Annotated in this window: 16 protein-coding genes and 2 pseudogenes; all 18 read right to left on the bottom strand. The window is 64.2% G+C overall.

What is annotated here, in order from left to right:
- Positions 1–5: 5 nt before the first annotated feature.
- Positions 6–698: a 7-cyano-7-deazaguanine synthase QueC gene (queC, locus tag FE851_RS01835; RefSeq protein ID WP_130753621.1), complete on the bottom strand. Its 693-nt coding sequence runs from the start codon at positions 696–698 to the stop codon at positions 6–8.
- 55 nt (positions 699–753) lie between these two features.
- Positions 754–1,167, bottom strand: a complete 414-nt coding sequence (locus tag FE851_RS01830) for a DUF3617 domain-containing protein (protein ID WP_145199322.1) — start codon at positions 1,165–1,167, stop codon at positions 754–756.
- 144 nt (positions 1,168–1,311) lie between these two features.
- Positions 1,312–2,271, bottom strand: a complete 960-nt coding sequence (locus FE851_RS01825) for an Hsp33 family molecular chaperone HslO (protein WP_145199319.1) — start codon at positions 2,269–2,271, stop codon at positions 1,312–1,314.
- 21 nt (positions 2,272–2,292) lie between these two features.
- On the bottom strand, positions 2,293–3,219 hold the full coding sequence (gene argF / locus FE851_RS01820; protein WP_145199315.1) for an ornithine carbamoyltransferase: 927 nt from the start codon (positions 3,217–3,219) through the stop codon (positions 2,293–2,295).
- 106 nt (positions 3,220–3,325) lie between these two features.
- Positions 3,326–3,625, bottom strand: a pseudogene (locus tag FE851_RS01815) (aminotransferase class III-fold pyridoxal phosphate-dependent enzyme); the annotation flags it as partial.
- Between the two features lie 39 nt (positions 3,626–3,664).
- Positions 3,665–4,705: pseudogene (locus FE851_RS01810) on the bottom strand (aspartate aminotransferase family protein); the annotation flags it as partial.
- A 204-nt stretch (positions 4,706–4,909) separates the two neighbouring features.
- Positions 4,910–5,305, bottom strand: coding sequence for a flagellar export chaperone FliS (gene fliS, locus FE851_RS01805; RefSeq protein WP_017182868.1), 396 nt, complete (start codon positions 5,303–5,305; stop codon positions 4,910–4,912).
- Positions 5,306–5,322: 17 nt separating this feature from the next.
- On the bottom strand, positions 5,323–6,726 hold the full coding sequence (gene fliD / locus FE851_RS01800; protein ID WP_145199312.1) for a flagellar filament capping protein FliD: 1,404 nt from the start codon (positions 6,724–6,726) through the stop codon (positions 5,323–5,325).
- 79 nt (positions 6,727–6,805) lie between these two features.
- Entirely contained in the window at positions 6,806–7,267 is a 462-nt protein-coding gene (locus FE851_RS01795) for a hypothetical protein (RefSeq protein ID WP_086485763.1), read from the bottom strand.
- A 56-nt stretch (positions 7,268–7,323) separates the two neighbouring features.
- The gene (locus tag FE851_RS01790) at positions 7,324–8,469 is read right to left on the bottom strand and encodes a glycosyltransferase family 87 protein (protein ID WP_145199309.1); all 1,146 of its coding nucleotides are present in this window, start codon (positions 8,467–8,469) and stop codon (positions 7,324–7,326) included.
- Between the two features lie 7 nt (positions 8,470–8,476).
- A complete protein-coding gene (gene flhB, locus FE851_RS01785) occupies positions 8,477–9,613 on the bottom strand; it encodes a flagellar type III secretion system protein FlhB (RefSeq protein WP_145199306.1) in 1,137 nt (378 codons plus the stop codon).
- A 3-nt stretch (positions 9,614–9,616) separates the two neighbouring features.
- Entirely contained in the window at positions 9,617–10,399 is a 783-nt protein-coding gene (gene fliR, locus FE851_RS01780; protein ID WP_026002336.1) for a flagellar biosynthetic protein FliR, read from the bottom strand.
- Positions 10,396–10,668, bottom strand: a complete 273-nt coding sequence (fliQ, locus tag FE851_RS01775) for a flagellar biosynthesis protein FliQ (protein WP_017182874.1) — start codon at positions 10,666–10,668, stop codon at positions 10,396–10,398. Before fliQ ends, fliR begins: the two co-directional genes overlap by 4 nt.
- 106 nt (positions 10,669–10,774) lie before the next feature.
- On the bottom strand, positions 10,775–11,542 hold the full coding sequence (gene fliP, locus FE851_RS01770; RefSeq protein ID WP_261370832.1) for a flagellar type III secretion system pore protein FliP: 768 nt from the start codon (positions 11,540–11,542) through the stop codon (positions 10,775–10,777).
- Entirely contained in the window at positions 11,505–11,636 is a 132-nt protein-coding gene (locus tag FE851_RS27210; protein WP_409994466.1) for a hypothetical protein, read from the bottom strand. Before FE851_RS27210 ends, fliP begins: the two co-directional genes overlap by 38 nt.
- 214 nt (positions 11,637–11,850) lie before the next feature.
- Complete coding sequence (locus FE851_RS01760) at positions 11,851–12,114, bottom strand: FliO/MopB family protein (protein ID WP_026002338.1); 264 nt, start codon at positions 12,112–12,114, stop codon at positions 11,851–11,853.
- Between the two features lie 85 nt (positions 12,115–12,199).
- Positions 12,200–12,535: a flagellar motor switch protein FliN gene (gene fliN, locus FE851_RS01755; protein ID WP_026002339.1), complete on the bottom strand. Its 336-nt coding sequence runs from the start codon at positions 12,533–12,535 to the stop codon at positions 12,200–12,202.
- Entirely contained in the window at positions 12,532–13,416 is an 885-nt protein-coding gene (locus FE851_RS01750; RefSeq protein WP_017182878.1) for a flagellar motor switch protein FliM, read from the bottom strand. The genes fliN and FE851_RS01750 overlap by 4 nt, the downstream gene beginning before the upstream one ends.
- Positions 13,417–13,448 lie beyond the last annotated feature (32 nt).

Genomic DNA, 13,448 nt, shown 5'->3' with positions numbered 1-13,448 from the left:
GCCGTTCAGGGCCGGGCGGCGTAGATGGTGGGATCGGGCAGGCCAGCTTCCTCAAACCCCTTGGACCGCAGACGGCAACTGTCGCACAGGCCGCAATGCTTGCCGTCGGGGGTGGGATCATAGCAGGACCAGCTGACCCCGGCATCCAGCCCCAGACGATGCGCTTCACGCACGATGTCCGCCTTGCTCATATGTTGCAGCGGCGCGTTGATGCGAATCGGATGGCCCTCCACCCCCGCCTTGGTCGCTAGGGCCGCCATGGTCTGGAAGGCGTCGATAAATTCGGGGCGGCAATCGGGATAGCCCGAATAGTCGAGCGCGTTGACGCCGATGAAAATGTCGCTGGCCCCGGCCACTTCGGCCAGCCCCAGCGTCAGCGACAGGAAGATGGTGTTGCGGGCGGGTACATAGGTGACGGGAATATCGTCACCTACTCCGCCCTTTGGCACAGCGATGTCGGCCGTCAGCGCCGACCCGCCAAACGCCGTCAGATCGAGCGGGAGGACGATGTGGCGCATGGCGTTGAGCGCCTGCGCGACCCGTCCGGCCGCGCGCAATTCGACGCGATGGCGCTGGTTATAGTCGATCGACAGGGCCAGCAGATGATAGCCGGCTTCCCGCGCCAGACCGCCCGCGACCATCGAATCAAGGCCGCCCGATAGCAGGACGACGGCGAATTTTCGTTCATTGGAAGCCATGGCCCCGCGCTACCGCCCGTGACGCGCCAGTGCAAGCGGCGCAATCATGGTCCGATTACTGGCAGTCGCCGATGCGCCGGGCTTCCATTGTAAAGGCGAAGGGTGCGCCATCGGCAATCCCCTGCGAATTGATCTGGACCAGCCGGGGCGTTTCGACGCGCAGGTCGGTGCGGCCATTGCCCGCAGCGGCGCAATCATAGGTGATGGTCGCCATGGTCGGGGCGTCGCTGACCACGAAGCTGCGGCACAGCGTGCGGCCATGGCGGACCTGAAGCAACTGGCGCAGATCGGTGATGCACAGCTTGCGGGTCTGGCCGTCTTCGCTGCCCTCCCCGCGTTCGTGCAATTCCCATTGGCCAGGCTGCAACGGACGCAGCGCCGCGAGCGACGGGCCCTGGGCAGCCCCGGCCCAACTCCCCGTCATCATCGCCGCCGCGACGGCCAGCGTCCGCAGTCCGTTCCTTGCCATGATATTACCTATGTCCCGCCATGGATTACGCGCCCGATGGGCCGCAATCCGCCTACCCGACAGATGAAGCCCAATTGCGGCATTTTGATAGCGCGCGCGGGCGAGTTTGCCCAAATTACAAATGTCGTTAGCGTAACGATCCGCTCAATGCGCCGTAAAACTGTCGAGCGCGAGCGGGAAAATGCGCGAGCAAAAAGCGCAATCGACCCCGATAATGCCATCGCTGCCCGCCATTTCAACCCGCTCTTCCGCCGGAAAACGGCCGATCACGTCACGGATATGGGCGATGTCGCAGCGGCAGCCCTTGGCCAGCGGCGACGGCTCCATGACCCGTACTTCGGGCTCCTCATGGAAAAGGCGCCAGACGATGTCGGTCAGCGGCAGCGTCTCGTCGGTCAGTTCCGCCTGGCCCAACGTGATGCCCAATGCCTGGACATGCTCCCATTCCGGGTGATCGTGACGGACATGCAGTCGTTCCCGCCCCACTTCGCCTTCGGGCAGATGCTGGATCAGCATGCCCCCGGCGATGCAGCCCTGCCCCGCGTCGTGGCGGGTGCCCATGCGAATGATGCTGGGGATCTGTTCGGACTGGAAGAAATATTGCTCCGCCGCATCGGCCAGCGTTTCGCCGTCAAGCGGCACGATGCCCTGATAGCGTTCGCCGGTGAGCGACTGGTCGAACGTGATGGCGAGATAGCCCTTGCCGAACAGGCCGAACAGCGTCGGGTCCGGCCCAAGCTCGGCCAGCCGGTCAGCGTCGAACTTGGCGTATCCGCGCAGTTCGCCATTCTTATAGTCAGCGACCAGCAGCCGGACGACGCCGGTTTCGGTCTGCGCCTGTAGCGTCAGCTGCCCGCCCGCCTGCTTGAGCGTGCTGCCCAGCAACGCGGCAAGCACCAGCGCCGACGCCAGCAGCCGCTCGATCGGCGGGGGATAGGCGTGGGCGGCAAGAACCTGATCCAGCACCGGCCCCAGCCGCACGATTCGCCCGCGCGCATGACGCGACGGAATGGTGAAGCCGATGGCGTGGTCGATATGAGGAGGCAGAATGACGATTCCTTGTGATCCGCCCGACCCCGGTTGCAGGATCGGGCGGCAATGCATTCACCCGAATATAGGGCGGCTCTAGAGCTTTCCAAGCGCCCAGAGCAGGACCGACTTCTGGCCATGGATGCGGTTTTCCGCTTCGTCCCAGATCAGCGACTGGGGACCGTCGATCACGTCTGCGACGACTTCCTCGCCGCGATGGGCGGGCAGGCAGTGGAGGAAGCGGGCCTGCGGCTTCGCCTCTGCCATCAGCGCGGGTGTGACCTGATAGGGCATCATCGCCGCCAGCTTTTCTTCCGCATGGGACTGGCCCATCGAAATCCAGGTATCGGTCACGACCACGTCCGCGCCGGCCACCGCCGCCACGGGATCGCGGGTCAGGGTGATGCTGGCCCCCAGCGCCTGCGCCGCTGTCGCAAAAGCGGGATCAGGATCATAGCCCTGCGGCACGCCGATGCGGACGTCGAACTTCAGCAGGCCAGCCGCCTCGATAATCGAATGGAGGACGTTATTGCCGTCGCCCAGCCAGGCCCATTGGCTGCCCGGAAGCGCCAGCCCATGTTCCACCACGGTCAACAGGTCCGCAACGATCTGGCACGGATGCGACAGGTCGGTCAGGCCGTTGATGACCGGGACGGTGGCGTAATGGGCCATTTCCTCGATCTTGGCATGATCATCGGTGCGGATCATGATCGCGTCGCACATGCGGCTGAGCACGCGGGCGGTGTCCGCCACCGTCTCGCCGCGGCCGAGCTGGCTGGTCGCGCCGTCGAGGATCAGCGATGTGCCGCCCAGCTGGCGGATCGCCATGTCGAACGACACGCGCGTGCGGGTCGAGTTTTTTTCGAAGATCATCGCCAGCGTGTGGCCCGCCAGCGGCGCGTCAGCATCGGCGCGGCCCTTGGGCCAGCTGGCCCGCGCAGCCTTGCGGTCGATGGCATCGGCAATCATCGCGGCAATGGCATCGCCGCCTGCGTCGGACAGGTTCAGAAAATGTCTGGTCATTGGTAACAACCCCCTCGACCGTTCGGGCTGAGCGAAGTCGAAGCCGCTTCCTTTCTTGCGGAAGAAAAACGACGCTTCGACAGGCTCAGCGCGAACGAAGGTAAAATCAGGCCGCCTGGGCCTCCGCATAGCTGCGCGCGCCCGCGGACAGCTTTTCGACACATTCGGCGATATGGCTTTCGTCAATCACCAGCGGCGGCAGGATTCGGACGACATTCTGCCCCGCCGACACGGTCAGCAGACCATGATTGTCGCGCAGATGGGCGACGAAGCCGCGCGCTTCGACACTGTCGTTGAGCTTCACGCCCAGCATCAGCCCCATGCCGCGCACGTCCTGGAACAGGCCATCATGATTGGGGATCAACTGTTCCAGCGCAGCGCGCAGGCGCGCGCCGATCGCCTTGACACTGTCTCTTATACACATCTAGATGTGTATAAGAGACAGGGCGACGAAGCCGCGCGCTTCGACACTGTCGTTGAGCTTCACGCCCAGCATCAGCCCCATGCCGCGCACGTCCTGGAGCAGGCCATCATGATTGGGGATCAACTGTGCCAGCGCAGCGCGCAGGCGCGCGCCGATCGCCTTGACATGGTCCATGAAACCGTCGGCCATGACCTCTTCCAGCACGGCCAGCCCCGCCGCCATGGCGAGGGGATTGCCGCCATAGGTGGTGCCATGGGTGCCAAATACCATGCCCTTGGCGGCTTCCTCCGTCGCCAGGCATGCGCCCAGCGGAAAGCCTGCGCCGATGCCCTTGGCCACCGACATGATGTCGGGCGTAATGCCATATTGTTCATGCGCGAAGAAGGTGCCGGTACGGGCATAGCCGCACTGGACCTCATCCAGGATGAGCAGCAGGCCATGTTCGTCACATGCCTTGCGCAGGCCGGTCAGGAATTCCTGCGTCGCTGGCGTCACGCCGCCTTCGCCCTGCACCGGCTCCAGCAGGAAACCGGCGGTATTGTCGTCGATCTGCGCCAGCGCGGCGTCCAGATCGTTGAACGGCACCACGGCAAAGCCGGGCAGCAACGGTTCGAACCCGTCGCGCATCTTGGGCTGGCTGGTGGCCGAGATCGTCCCCAGCGTCCGCCCGTGAAACGCGTTGTCGAAGCTGATGATCTTGTGCCGGTGCGGCTGGCCATTGACATAATGATAGCGGCGCGCGGTCTTGATCGCGCATTCGACCGCTTCCGCGCCCGAATTGGTGAAGAACACGGTATCGGCAAAGGTCGTATCGACCAGCTTCTGCGCGAATTTTTCCCCCAGCGGCATGCCATAGAGGTTGGACACATGCATCAGCGTCGCGGCCTGATCGGCAATGGCCTTCACCAGCCTGGGGTGGCCATGCCCCAGCAGGTTCACTGCAATGCCGCTGGCAAAGTCGAGATAGCGCTCACCGCGCTCACCGATCAGATAGCAACCTTCGCCTCGCACCGGACGAACATCGCACCGGGGGTAAACGGGCATGAGCGGCGTAATCGACATGAGCCTTCCCTTTCTGGGCTTGATGCGCGTCCTTGCACGAAGGACTGGTGGTACAACGCAAAAAGGCGGCCCCCGCCGGGCCGCCCTTTGCGAGCATCGCCTATACAGACGCCATGTTTGGGGTGCAACCCCGCAACACGGGCCAGTCAGACCATGCTGGCATTCTTGAAAATGCGCGAAAGCGCGCATGTCATAGGCCGCATCTTATCCGATCTGATTCCAGGCGTCGGCGATTTCCGCAATCAGTTCACGCGCCTGATCAACCGGCTCCGCCGATCTTTCCTTGGCGCCGACGAGCAGCAGGCGGCGCGCTTCGCGATAGATTTGCGCCAGCCCGACGGAAATGTCGCCGCCCTTGTCGAAGTCCAGGCTCGATTCGAGCGCGAACAGGATCGACATCGCCCGCGCCTGCTTGTCGGATACTTTCATCCGGTCGCCCTGGCGTTCCGCCAGCGCCGCCGCTTCCATCGCGATCAGCAGTTCGTCGAACAAGATCTTGACCAGCGCATGAGGGGTCGCGCCTTCCGTCCGGCTGCCCGAATGGACCGCTGCATAGCGCCGCGCCGCCATATTGCCTGCATAACCCTGATTGTAGAACATCGTCCTGCCGTCCCCGATTAATTCTTGCTGTTGTTCCAGATTTCAATCTGCTGATCGAGATAGCTCTGCGTCGCCTTGAGCGCGGTCAGTCGCGTTTCCATCTTGGAATAGACGCTGGTGAGTTGCGCTTCGTAGCTGGCCATCTGTGTGTCGAGCTTTTCCAGCTGCTTGGTCAGCGTTTCGCCCAGGGTCTTATATTTGGCCTGGGATTGCGCGAAGGAGCCGTCCTTCAGCTGGATCTTGTCCCGTACGCTGTCCATCAGCCCCGCCAGCCCCGGATTGGTCGCCGACGCGACCGCAGGGTTGAGCAATTGCGTGATCGCGGAAGGATCGGCCGCGATGGCCTTGTCCAGCGTGTCGGTATCAAGTTTGAGCGTGCCATCGCGATTGGTGGCGACGCCGATGTCCGACAGCGTCCTGTAGGTGCCCGTGTCTGACAAGGAAGTGGAGGTCATCGCCGACAGTTGGCGGCGCATGTCGCGGATCGAGGCTTCGCCGTTCAGCACGCCTGCGGACGATGAGTCCGCGCCGGTCGCCGTCGCCGTGTTCAGCGCCTTGACCAGCGTATTATAGGCATCGACAAATTCGACCATCAGGTCGCGCATCGACGTGGTCGGCTCGGTCGTCGCCAGCGTGACGGTGGTGCCGGGCGCGGCCTTGTTCAGGTCGATGCGCAGATTGGCGATCGCGGTGTCGATGGTGTTGGTGGCGTAATGCTGCTCCACCCCGTCGAGCTTGATGATGGCATTTTGCGGGCTGGCCTTGGACTCCATGGTCAGGCTGTCGGCGCCATTCCAGGCGAAGGCAGCCAGATCATCGCCGCTGACCGATGTCAGCGAAAAATCATTGGCCGCGCCGGTCGCGCCCTTCATCACCAGCCGCGTCCCCTGCACGTCGGTCACGACCGATGCGGTGACGCCCAGTCCCGATGCGTTGATGGCGGCGGCAAGGCCGGTATAGCTGTTATTGCTGGCGTCGATCGTGATGGCGGCGGAAGAGCCGCCGACCGTCAGCGTCAATTCCCCTTCGCCGACCGCGCTGGCGGCGGTCGCGCCCGACACCGGGATCGACGCCAGGGTACGGCCGGAAGCGAGTTGCTGCACTTCCAGCTGGGCGGGCAATCCCTTGGGCACGCCCCCCGGCAGCGGGCTGACCGAGGCAATGCTGGTGTCGTTGGATGCGGGCACGCCCGCATAGCCAGTGCCCGACAACAAGGTGGTCAGCGCGTCGGCAAAAGTGTCCAGCGAACTGGAGGCAGACGCCAGCGCGGAAATCCGTGCGCTGTTCAGGCTCTGGCGATCGGTGATCACCTTTTCCTTCGGATCGCGCGTGGCGGCGACCAGGCTCGATACGAGCGACTTGGTGTCGATGCCCGATCCAATGCCGAGTGCGGTGGTGATATTGGAGGTGACCGATGCCATTGCGCCGTCCTTTCAGAGGAAAGAACGGCGCTAGCGGCAAGACCTTTAGGAATGATTTTCGCGCGATGTCCCGCGCGGATTATCCGTTGGCGGACGCCAGCACCTGATCGACCGTGGCGCGGCTGATCGCGCCCTGGGCAGCCTTGGCATAGGCGGCCTGTTCCACCATGCGCCGGGCGATGACGGTGGCGTGTTCGACCGCTTCCTTGCTGGCGGGCGGCAACGGCACAAGAATGATAGGCACCGGCATCAGCGCCTGGATCGCGCCCGCAGCCGCTTCGACGCTGGGCGGGTTGGTCGCTGATCGCAGGTCGGCCAATATGTCGGCAATTTCGACATGAACCTTGGCATATTCGGCAACGCTGGCGACATCCTCGTCAATCGAGGCAAGGTCGACCTGCGACGCGGCGCCACGCGCGCCGGGCGCTTCGCGACCCGACCGGCCGAGCGACGCAGGCGGGACGGCCTGCACCGGGGACAGCGCGCGCGTTGCGGCCCTGTCTATCGGCGATACTTCGCTGCGTGAACCATAGTCGTTCATGACGCACCATCATAATGCGTCCCCGTGAAGAGATTACGGACGAGTGCGGCTAAACTTTAATTCACCACGATGTTTTTTTGCTGGCCCGACAGATGGAAGGCGAGAAGGATGGGGATGAGGCCCGGCCCCGGCAGCCCGGCCATGCCAGCGACGATCTGAAGCAGGGGGAGGAAGAAGGCGAGCGATGGCCCGATTCGCCCCTCCCCCGCCGCCAGAGCCAGCACCGCGACGGCAGCCAGCGCCAGCGTGTCGTAGGAGAGCATGTAGGGCGTGGCCGAAACGGCGCAGGCGAGGAACAGGAGATTGGCGCGCAGGTCGTCAGGCGCAGGGCGCTGCCGGAAACGCAGCCAGACCAGAATAGCGGCGAGCAGCGCCAGCGCCGTCTGGAGCGCGCTCGCAGCCGGGACGGGCACGCCGATGACGCGCAGGTTCATGAACAGGGTGGGCATGAACGGCCCGGCGAGATGATCGGGATCACTGAGCACCAGCGACTGGTTGGCGATGCCGGTGGCGATATAGATGTGCCAGATGTCGATGCCCCAGATCAGCGCGACGACGCCCGCCAGCGTGACGCTGGACAGGGTGGCGGCGGCAAAGGCGCGCCAGTTGCCGGTCGCGACGAACAGCAAGGGGATCAACAGGGCAAGCTGGGGCTTTACCAGCAGCAGGCCGACCAGCGCACCAGCCAGCCAGGGGCGGCGTTCGCGCCAGCGCAGCACGGCCAGCAGGATGGCGGCGGCCAGCAGCGCGAACTGGCCCGACATGAGGCCGATCAGCGCGGCGGGCGCGGCCAGAAGCAGCGCGATGATGCGCCAGTCGCGGGTCCATAGGCGCAGGGCGACAGTGAAGCCGACAATGCCGCACGCCGTCCACAGCAACAGGGCGGGAAGATAGGGAAGCAGGCCGAAAGGGGCAGCGATCAGCAGGGCAACGGGCGGATAGGACCAGAGCTGGCCGGGATAGCCCGCGCCGACCACGGGGCCGAGCGCGGCAAGATAAGTCGGCATGTCATAATAGCGGGCCGGGTCGGCCTGCCAGGCGGCGCGGCCATACATCCAGATGTTGAGGAAATCGCGCCCGACGACCAGCGATGTGCCATCACGCGGGATGGCAGGACCCAAGGACAGGGTCAGACAATAGGCCGGAACGAATATCAGCAGCGTAAGGCCCGCGCCGATCCATAGCAGGCGGAGCCTGTCCATGGAGGCGTTATTGCTTCTTGCCGTCGGCGTCGAAGCGCAGGTCTTCAGGAACCGTGATGAACGGCCGGTCCATCTCGCTCGCCATGCGGTTTTCGACCCGGAATACGAAGGCCAGCACGGTCGCGACCGCCATGTAGAGGCCTTCATTGACGATCTGCCCGGTGCGCGAGGTGAAATAGATGGCGCGGGCGAGTTCGGGATATTGGAGGACGGTCACGCCATTCTGGTCGGCCAGTTCACGGATGGCCGCGGCGATCGCGTCGCTGCCGCGCGCGACCACGACCGGGGCGGCATCGACGCCGGGCTTGTAGCGCAGCGCGACGGCGAAATGGGTCGGGTTGGTGATGATGACGCTGGCTTCCGCCACGGCCTGCCGGGTGGAGCCATTGAGCGTTTCATATTGGCGGCGGCGGATCTGGCCCTTGAGTTCAGGCGAACCTTCGCTTTCCTTATGTTCGTCCTTGATTTCCTGCTTGGACATGCCGAGCCGCTTGGCCCGCTGCATGATCTGCGCCGGCACGTCGATGCCCGCGATCAGGAACAGACCGCCCGCCATCACCAGGCAGGTCAGGATGAACATATTGCCAAGGTCGGCCATGGCGGGTGCGATACCCTGCTTGCCAAGACCGATGATCGCGGTCAGCCGGTCCCAGATCATCCACACGCCGATGCTGCCGAGCAGCCCGACCTTGGCGATCGACTTGAGCAGTTCGATAAGCCCCTGAGTGCCGAAGATTCGCTTGAGGCCCGCGCCGGGATTCAATTTCGACGCCTTGGGCGCGAAGGCGCCGGGGCGGAACCCAAGCGACCCCAGCAAGGCGGGCGCGGCGATGGCGGCAAGGAAGGTCGCCAGCATGACGCCAGCCACCGGCAGGGCGATGCCGGTCAGCAAGTCCAGCCCGCGTTCGGCGGGCGAAAAATCGACAATATCGTCCCGCCTGAAGCGCAGCGCCTGTGTCAGCATGTCGGACAAGGCGTCGATCATCGAGGGACCGGTCACCGCCAGCCAGCCGATACCCGCCATCACCACCAGCGCCGTGCCCAGTTCGCGCGACTGGAGAATGTCGCCCTTCTTGGCGGCGTCCTGCAATTTTTTGGGTGTCGGTTTTTCGGTCTTTTCGCCGCCGCCGGGACTGTCCGCCATGGTCTAGCGCCCTTCCGCGATCGACTGGGCATGATCCAGCCCTGCCTTGAGCGCGACCGTCAGCCCTTCGCCCATGATCGGCGCGGCAATCGCCAGCAGGACAAGGCCCGCCATCATCGCCATCGGCATGCCGACCGCGAACAGGTTGAGCGAGGGCGCGGCGCGCGCCAGCATGCCCATGACGATCTGCACCAGCACCAGCGCGAAGCCGACCGGCAGCGCAACGGTGACGCCAGCACCCAGCAACGCGCCGCCAAATTCGACCAGATGCCAGACCGCATCGTTGGACAGCATCGCCGCGCCGGGGGGCAGCGCCTGATAGCTTTTGACGACATAGGCCGCGAGCAGCAGATGCCCGTCCATGCCAAGCAGCAGGAAGGTCGCCAGGATGGAGAGGAACTGCCCCACCACCTGCGTCCCCTGCCCTGACGACGGATCGACCATCGCCGCGAAATTGAGGCCCATGGCGTTGCCGATCGTTTCCCCCGCGACGAAAGCGGCGGCATAGCCGATCTGGACCGCAAACCCCATGGCGAGACCAGCCAGCACTTCGCCCGCGACCATCATCACGCCTTCAAAACTGGCGATGCCATCGGGCGGCAGGACGATGGTGACGGTGTTGAGCGCGGCAAGGCCGAGCGCGAGGCTGAGGATCAGGCGCAGTTGCAGCGGCACGGCGGGCGCGCCGAATACCGGGGCCGCGATGAAGGCCGCGCCGGGGCGGATCATGGCGATCAGCCAGATCCACAACTGGGCCTCCACGCCAGCGAAGCCCGGTGCGATCATTGCAGCAGGTCCGGTATCCGCTCGAAAATCTCGCGGGTGAAATCGGCGATCAGCACCATGATCGAACCGCCGAACAAAGCCAGCATGCCGCCGACGACGATGATCTTGGGAATGAAGCTCAACGTCTGTTCGTTGATTGAAGTCGCGGCCTGCACCATGCCGATCACCAGACCCGCGACCAGCGCGGGCAGCAAAATGGGAGCCGCGGCCAGCGCCGTGATCCAGAGCGCCTGCTGGGCCAAGCCCATGAAGAAATCGGCGTTTTCCATCAGCCGGGCAACCCAACGCCGTTCGTTTCGAGCGAAGTCGAGAAACCTGCGCACAACCGTTTCTCGACTTCGCTCGAAACGAACGGAAGGGGAGTAAGCACGCCAATCATGTCGCGAACGACCCCGCCAAGCTCCCCATGGTCAGCGCCCATCCGTCGACCAGCACGAACAAGAGCAGCTTGAAGGGCATGGAGATGATCGTCGGGGACAGCATCATCATGCCCAGCGCCATCAGCGTGGAGGCGACGACGAGGTCGATGATGAGGAAGGGCAGAAAGATCATGAAGCCGATCTGGAAGGCGGTCTTGAGTTCGCTGGTGACGAAAGCGGGCAGCAGGATAGTGAAGGGGATGTCGGCGGACGTGCGGAAGGGCGGAGCTTCGGCCAGACCGGCGAACAGCTTGAGGTCGCTTTCGCGCGTCTGCTTGGCCATGAAACCGTGCAGCACCTTGCCCGACCGACCGACCGCTTCCTCTATGCTGATCTGCCCCTTGCCATAGGGGTCGAACGCCAGCTGGTTGATCTGGTCGATGGCAGGCCGCATCACGAACAGGGACAGGAACAGGGACAGGCCCAGCAGCACCTGGTTGGGCGGGGTCTGTTGCAGGCCCAGTGCCTGCCGCAGCAGCGACAGGACGATGATGATGCGGGTGAAGCTGGTCATCATGAGGATCAGCGACGGCAGCACCGTCAGCAGGCTCATGAGGATCAGGATTTGCAGGCTGAGCGAGAGCGAGCGGCCATCGCCCGAAATCTGACCCATGGCGCGGCTCAATGCGCCGCCATTGTCGACCGGCGCAGCGGGTGCGGCCTGGGCGAAGGCGGGGGTCTGTCTCTTATACACATCTGTATAAGAGACAGGGCCCAGCAGCACCTGGTTGGGCGCTGTCTCTTATACACATCTGTATAAGAGACAGGAGCGAGAGCGAGCGGCCAGCGCCCGAAATCTGACCCCTGGCGCGGCTCAATGCGCCGCCAGTGTCGACCGGCGCAGCGGGTGCGGCCTAGGCGAAGGCGGGGGAGGAAAAGAGCAGGATCGCAAGAAAGGCGGCCGGCAGCGCCAGCGCAATTCTGATCCCGTCATTCCGGCGCAGGCCGGAATCCGGGGTGGCATAAGCTGCGCGCCAACGCCCTGGACCCCGGCCTTCGCCGGGGTGACGATTGTCAGGTAGCAGGAGCAAGTCAGCGAACACGGACATGATCGCCTTCCGCGATTTTTTCGATGCGGCCGCGGGTGACCGAAAGGAGGATTTTCTTGCCCTCAAACTCCACGACGGCAAGCTTGCCGAACGCCCCCATCGGCAGGGCTTCGAGCAGTTTGAGCGAACGGTCGCCCTGCGCGCCGATCATGCCCGGCTGATATTTGCGCCACAGCCACAGCGCGCCAAAAGCCATGCCGCCGACCAGCGGCAGGAGGATCAGCAATTTGACGAAATACCAGACCATCATGAAGCCGCCCGCAGATTATGGTTAATGCCCTGCGTTCCGCAGTTTCGGCCGTCAAGGCAAGCGTAAAATCCGATGCGTGCGATCAACCGCGCCGTTCGATGCCGGCCAGCCGGTTTTCGGTCGCGGCAATGTCGATGATGCGGATGCCATAACGGCCATTGACCGTCACCACCTCACCCTTGGCGATCAGCGCGCCGTTGACCATGATGTCGAGCAGATCGTCGGCCTGCCGGTCCAGTTCGACGATCGAGCCTTCGGCCAGATCCATGACTTCGGCAAGGCGTAGCGAGGTGGAGCCGACCTCCACCGACATGCGCACGGGAATGTCGGCCAGCAGTTTGAACTGATGGTTATTGCTCATCCGCCCGACCGGATCATCTCCACGCTCCATGCGGGGGGCTTCGCTCATGTCACTCATTGGTCGGGTCCTTGTACAATCTTTTCAATCTGGAAGGCGGCGCGGCCATCCTGTTCGCCGATGCTGCCGCGCGCGACGATGCGGTTACCCACGATCAGCGGCAGGCTGCGGCTGATGGTGACGGGAATGACGTCGCCAACCTTGAGCTGCATCAGTTCGGCGAGCGACAGGTTGGGACGGGCCAGCACGGTGCGGGCGGGAAGGCGGATGTCGCGCATGCGGCGGGCAATGCGCGCCTGCCAGACGGGATCCTTCTGATCATCGTCGGCGGGCAATCTGGTGCCCATCAGCGGTTCGACGGCACGCAGGGCGGCCAGCGGAAAGACGAGATCGACCGGCCAGAGCTGATCGCGGGTGATGCCGATCATGAAGCGCTGGACGACCATCTGGTCGCCCGGCTGGGCGGAGGCAGCAAAACCGACGCCGGTTTCGCGCACGATCAGCGCCGGTTCCAGCGGCAGGATGTCGGACCATGTCTCGACCAGGCGGGAAAGGAGGGATTCAGACAGCCGGGCGATCAGCCGGTCCTCTGTCGGCGTGAATTCGCCGCGCGGGGGCAAGGGACGATTGCCGATACCGCCATAGAAACAGTCAACCAGGGTGGAAATCATCGCTGCGTCCATGCGCAACAGCACCTGCCCCTTGAGCGGGGCCACACGGTAGATGGAAATGCTGGTAAAGGCGGGCACCTGGGCGGACCAGGCGGAAAAATCGAGCAGTTGCGCGTCCTGCGCCTCCACTTGCGGGCGCACGCCGCAGATCGGTTCCACCAGCGCACGGATGCGCCGGCCGAGCTTTTCGCCCAGCCGGTCCAGCCCCGACAGCATCATTGGTGCCTGCGATTCCCCGCGCCCGAAGGCGTAGGTTTGAACGTCGTCCATCTTGGTCCCCTGCCCTTCGGGTCAGGGGATTT

It is taken from the genome of Sphingobium sp. B2 (genome assembly GCF_007693735.1).
Classification (GTDB): Bacteria; Pseudomonadota; Alphaproteobacteria; order Sphingomonadales; family Sphingomonadaceae; genus Sphingobium; species Sphingobium xenophagum.
Note: the sequence above shows the minus strand (reverse complement) of the source record. Positions and strands in the feature narration are given on the sequence as shown.

Excerpts from the sequence above, each read along its gene's own strand:
- queC (WP_130753621.1), bottom strand. The coding sequence starts at position 698 with ATGGCTTCCAATGAACGAAAATTCGCCGTCGTCCTGCTATCGGGCGGC.
- FE851_RS01795 (WP_086485763.1), bottom strand. The coding sequence starts at position 7,267 with ATGAACGACTATGGTTCACGCAGCGAAGTATCGCCGATAGACAGGGCC.
- FE851_RS01760 (WP_026002338.1), bottom strand. The coding sequence starts at position 12,114 with ATGGTCTGGTATTTCGTCAAATTGCTGATCCTCCTGCCGCTGGTCGGC.
- fliN (WP_026002339.1), bottom strand. The coding sequence starts at position 12,535 with ATGAGTGACATGAGCGAAGCCCCCCGCATGGAGCGTGGAGATGATCCG.
- fliS (WP_017182868.1), bottom strand. The coding sequence starts at position 5,305 with ATGTTCTACAATCAGGGTTATGCAGGCAATATGGCGGCGCGGCGCTAT.
- argF (WP_145199315.1), bottom strand. The coding sequence starts at position 3,219 with ATGACCAGACATTTTCTGAACCTGTCCGACGCAGGCGGCGATGCCATT.
- FE851_RS01790 (WP_145199309.1), bottom strand. The coding sequence starts at position 8,469 with ATGGACAGGCTCCGCCTGCTATGGATCGGCGCGGGCCTTACGCTGCTG.
- FE851_RS01830 (WP_145199322.1), bottom strand. The coding sequence starts at position 1,167 with ATGGCAAGGAACGGACTGCGGACGCTGGCCGTCGCGGCGGCGATGATG.
- fliQ (WP_017182874.1), bottom strand. The coding sequence starts at position 10,668 with ATGGAAAACGCCGATTTCTTCATGGGCTTGGCCCAGCAGGCGCTCTGG.
- fliR (WP_026002336.1), bottom strand. The coding sequence starts at position 10,399 with ATGATCGCACCGGGCTTCGCTGGCGTGGAGGCCCAGTTGTGGATCTGG.
- FE851_RS01825 (WP_145199319.1), bottom strand. The coding sequence starts at position 2,271 with ATGCATTGCCGCCCGATCCTGCAACCGGGGTCGGGCGGATCACAAGGA.
- FE851_RS01750 (WP_017182878.1), bottom strand. The coding sequence starts at position 13,416 with ATGGACGACGTTCAAACCTACGCCTTCGGGCGCGGGGAATCGCAGGCA.
- flhB (WP_145199306.1), bottom strand. The coding sequence starts at position 9,613 with ATGGCGGACAGTCCCGGCGGCGGCGAAAAGACCGAAAAACCGACACCC.
- fliD (WP_145199312.1), bottom strand. The coding sequence starts at position 6,726 with ATGGCATCGGTCACCTCCAATATCACCACCGCACTCGGCATTGGATCG.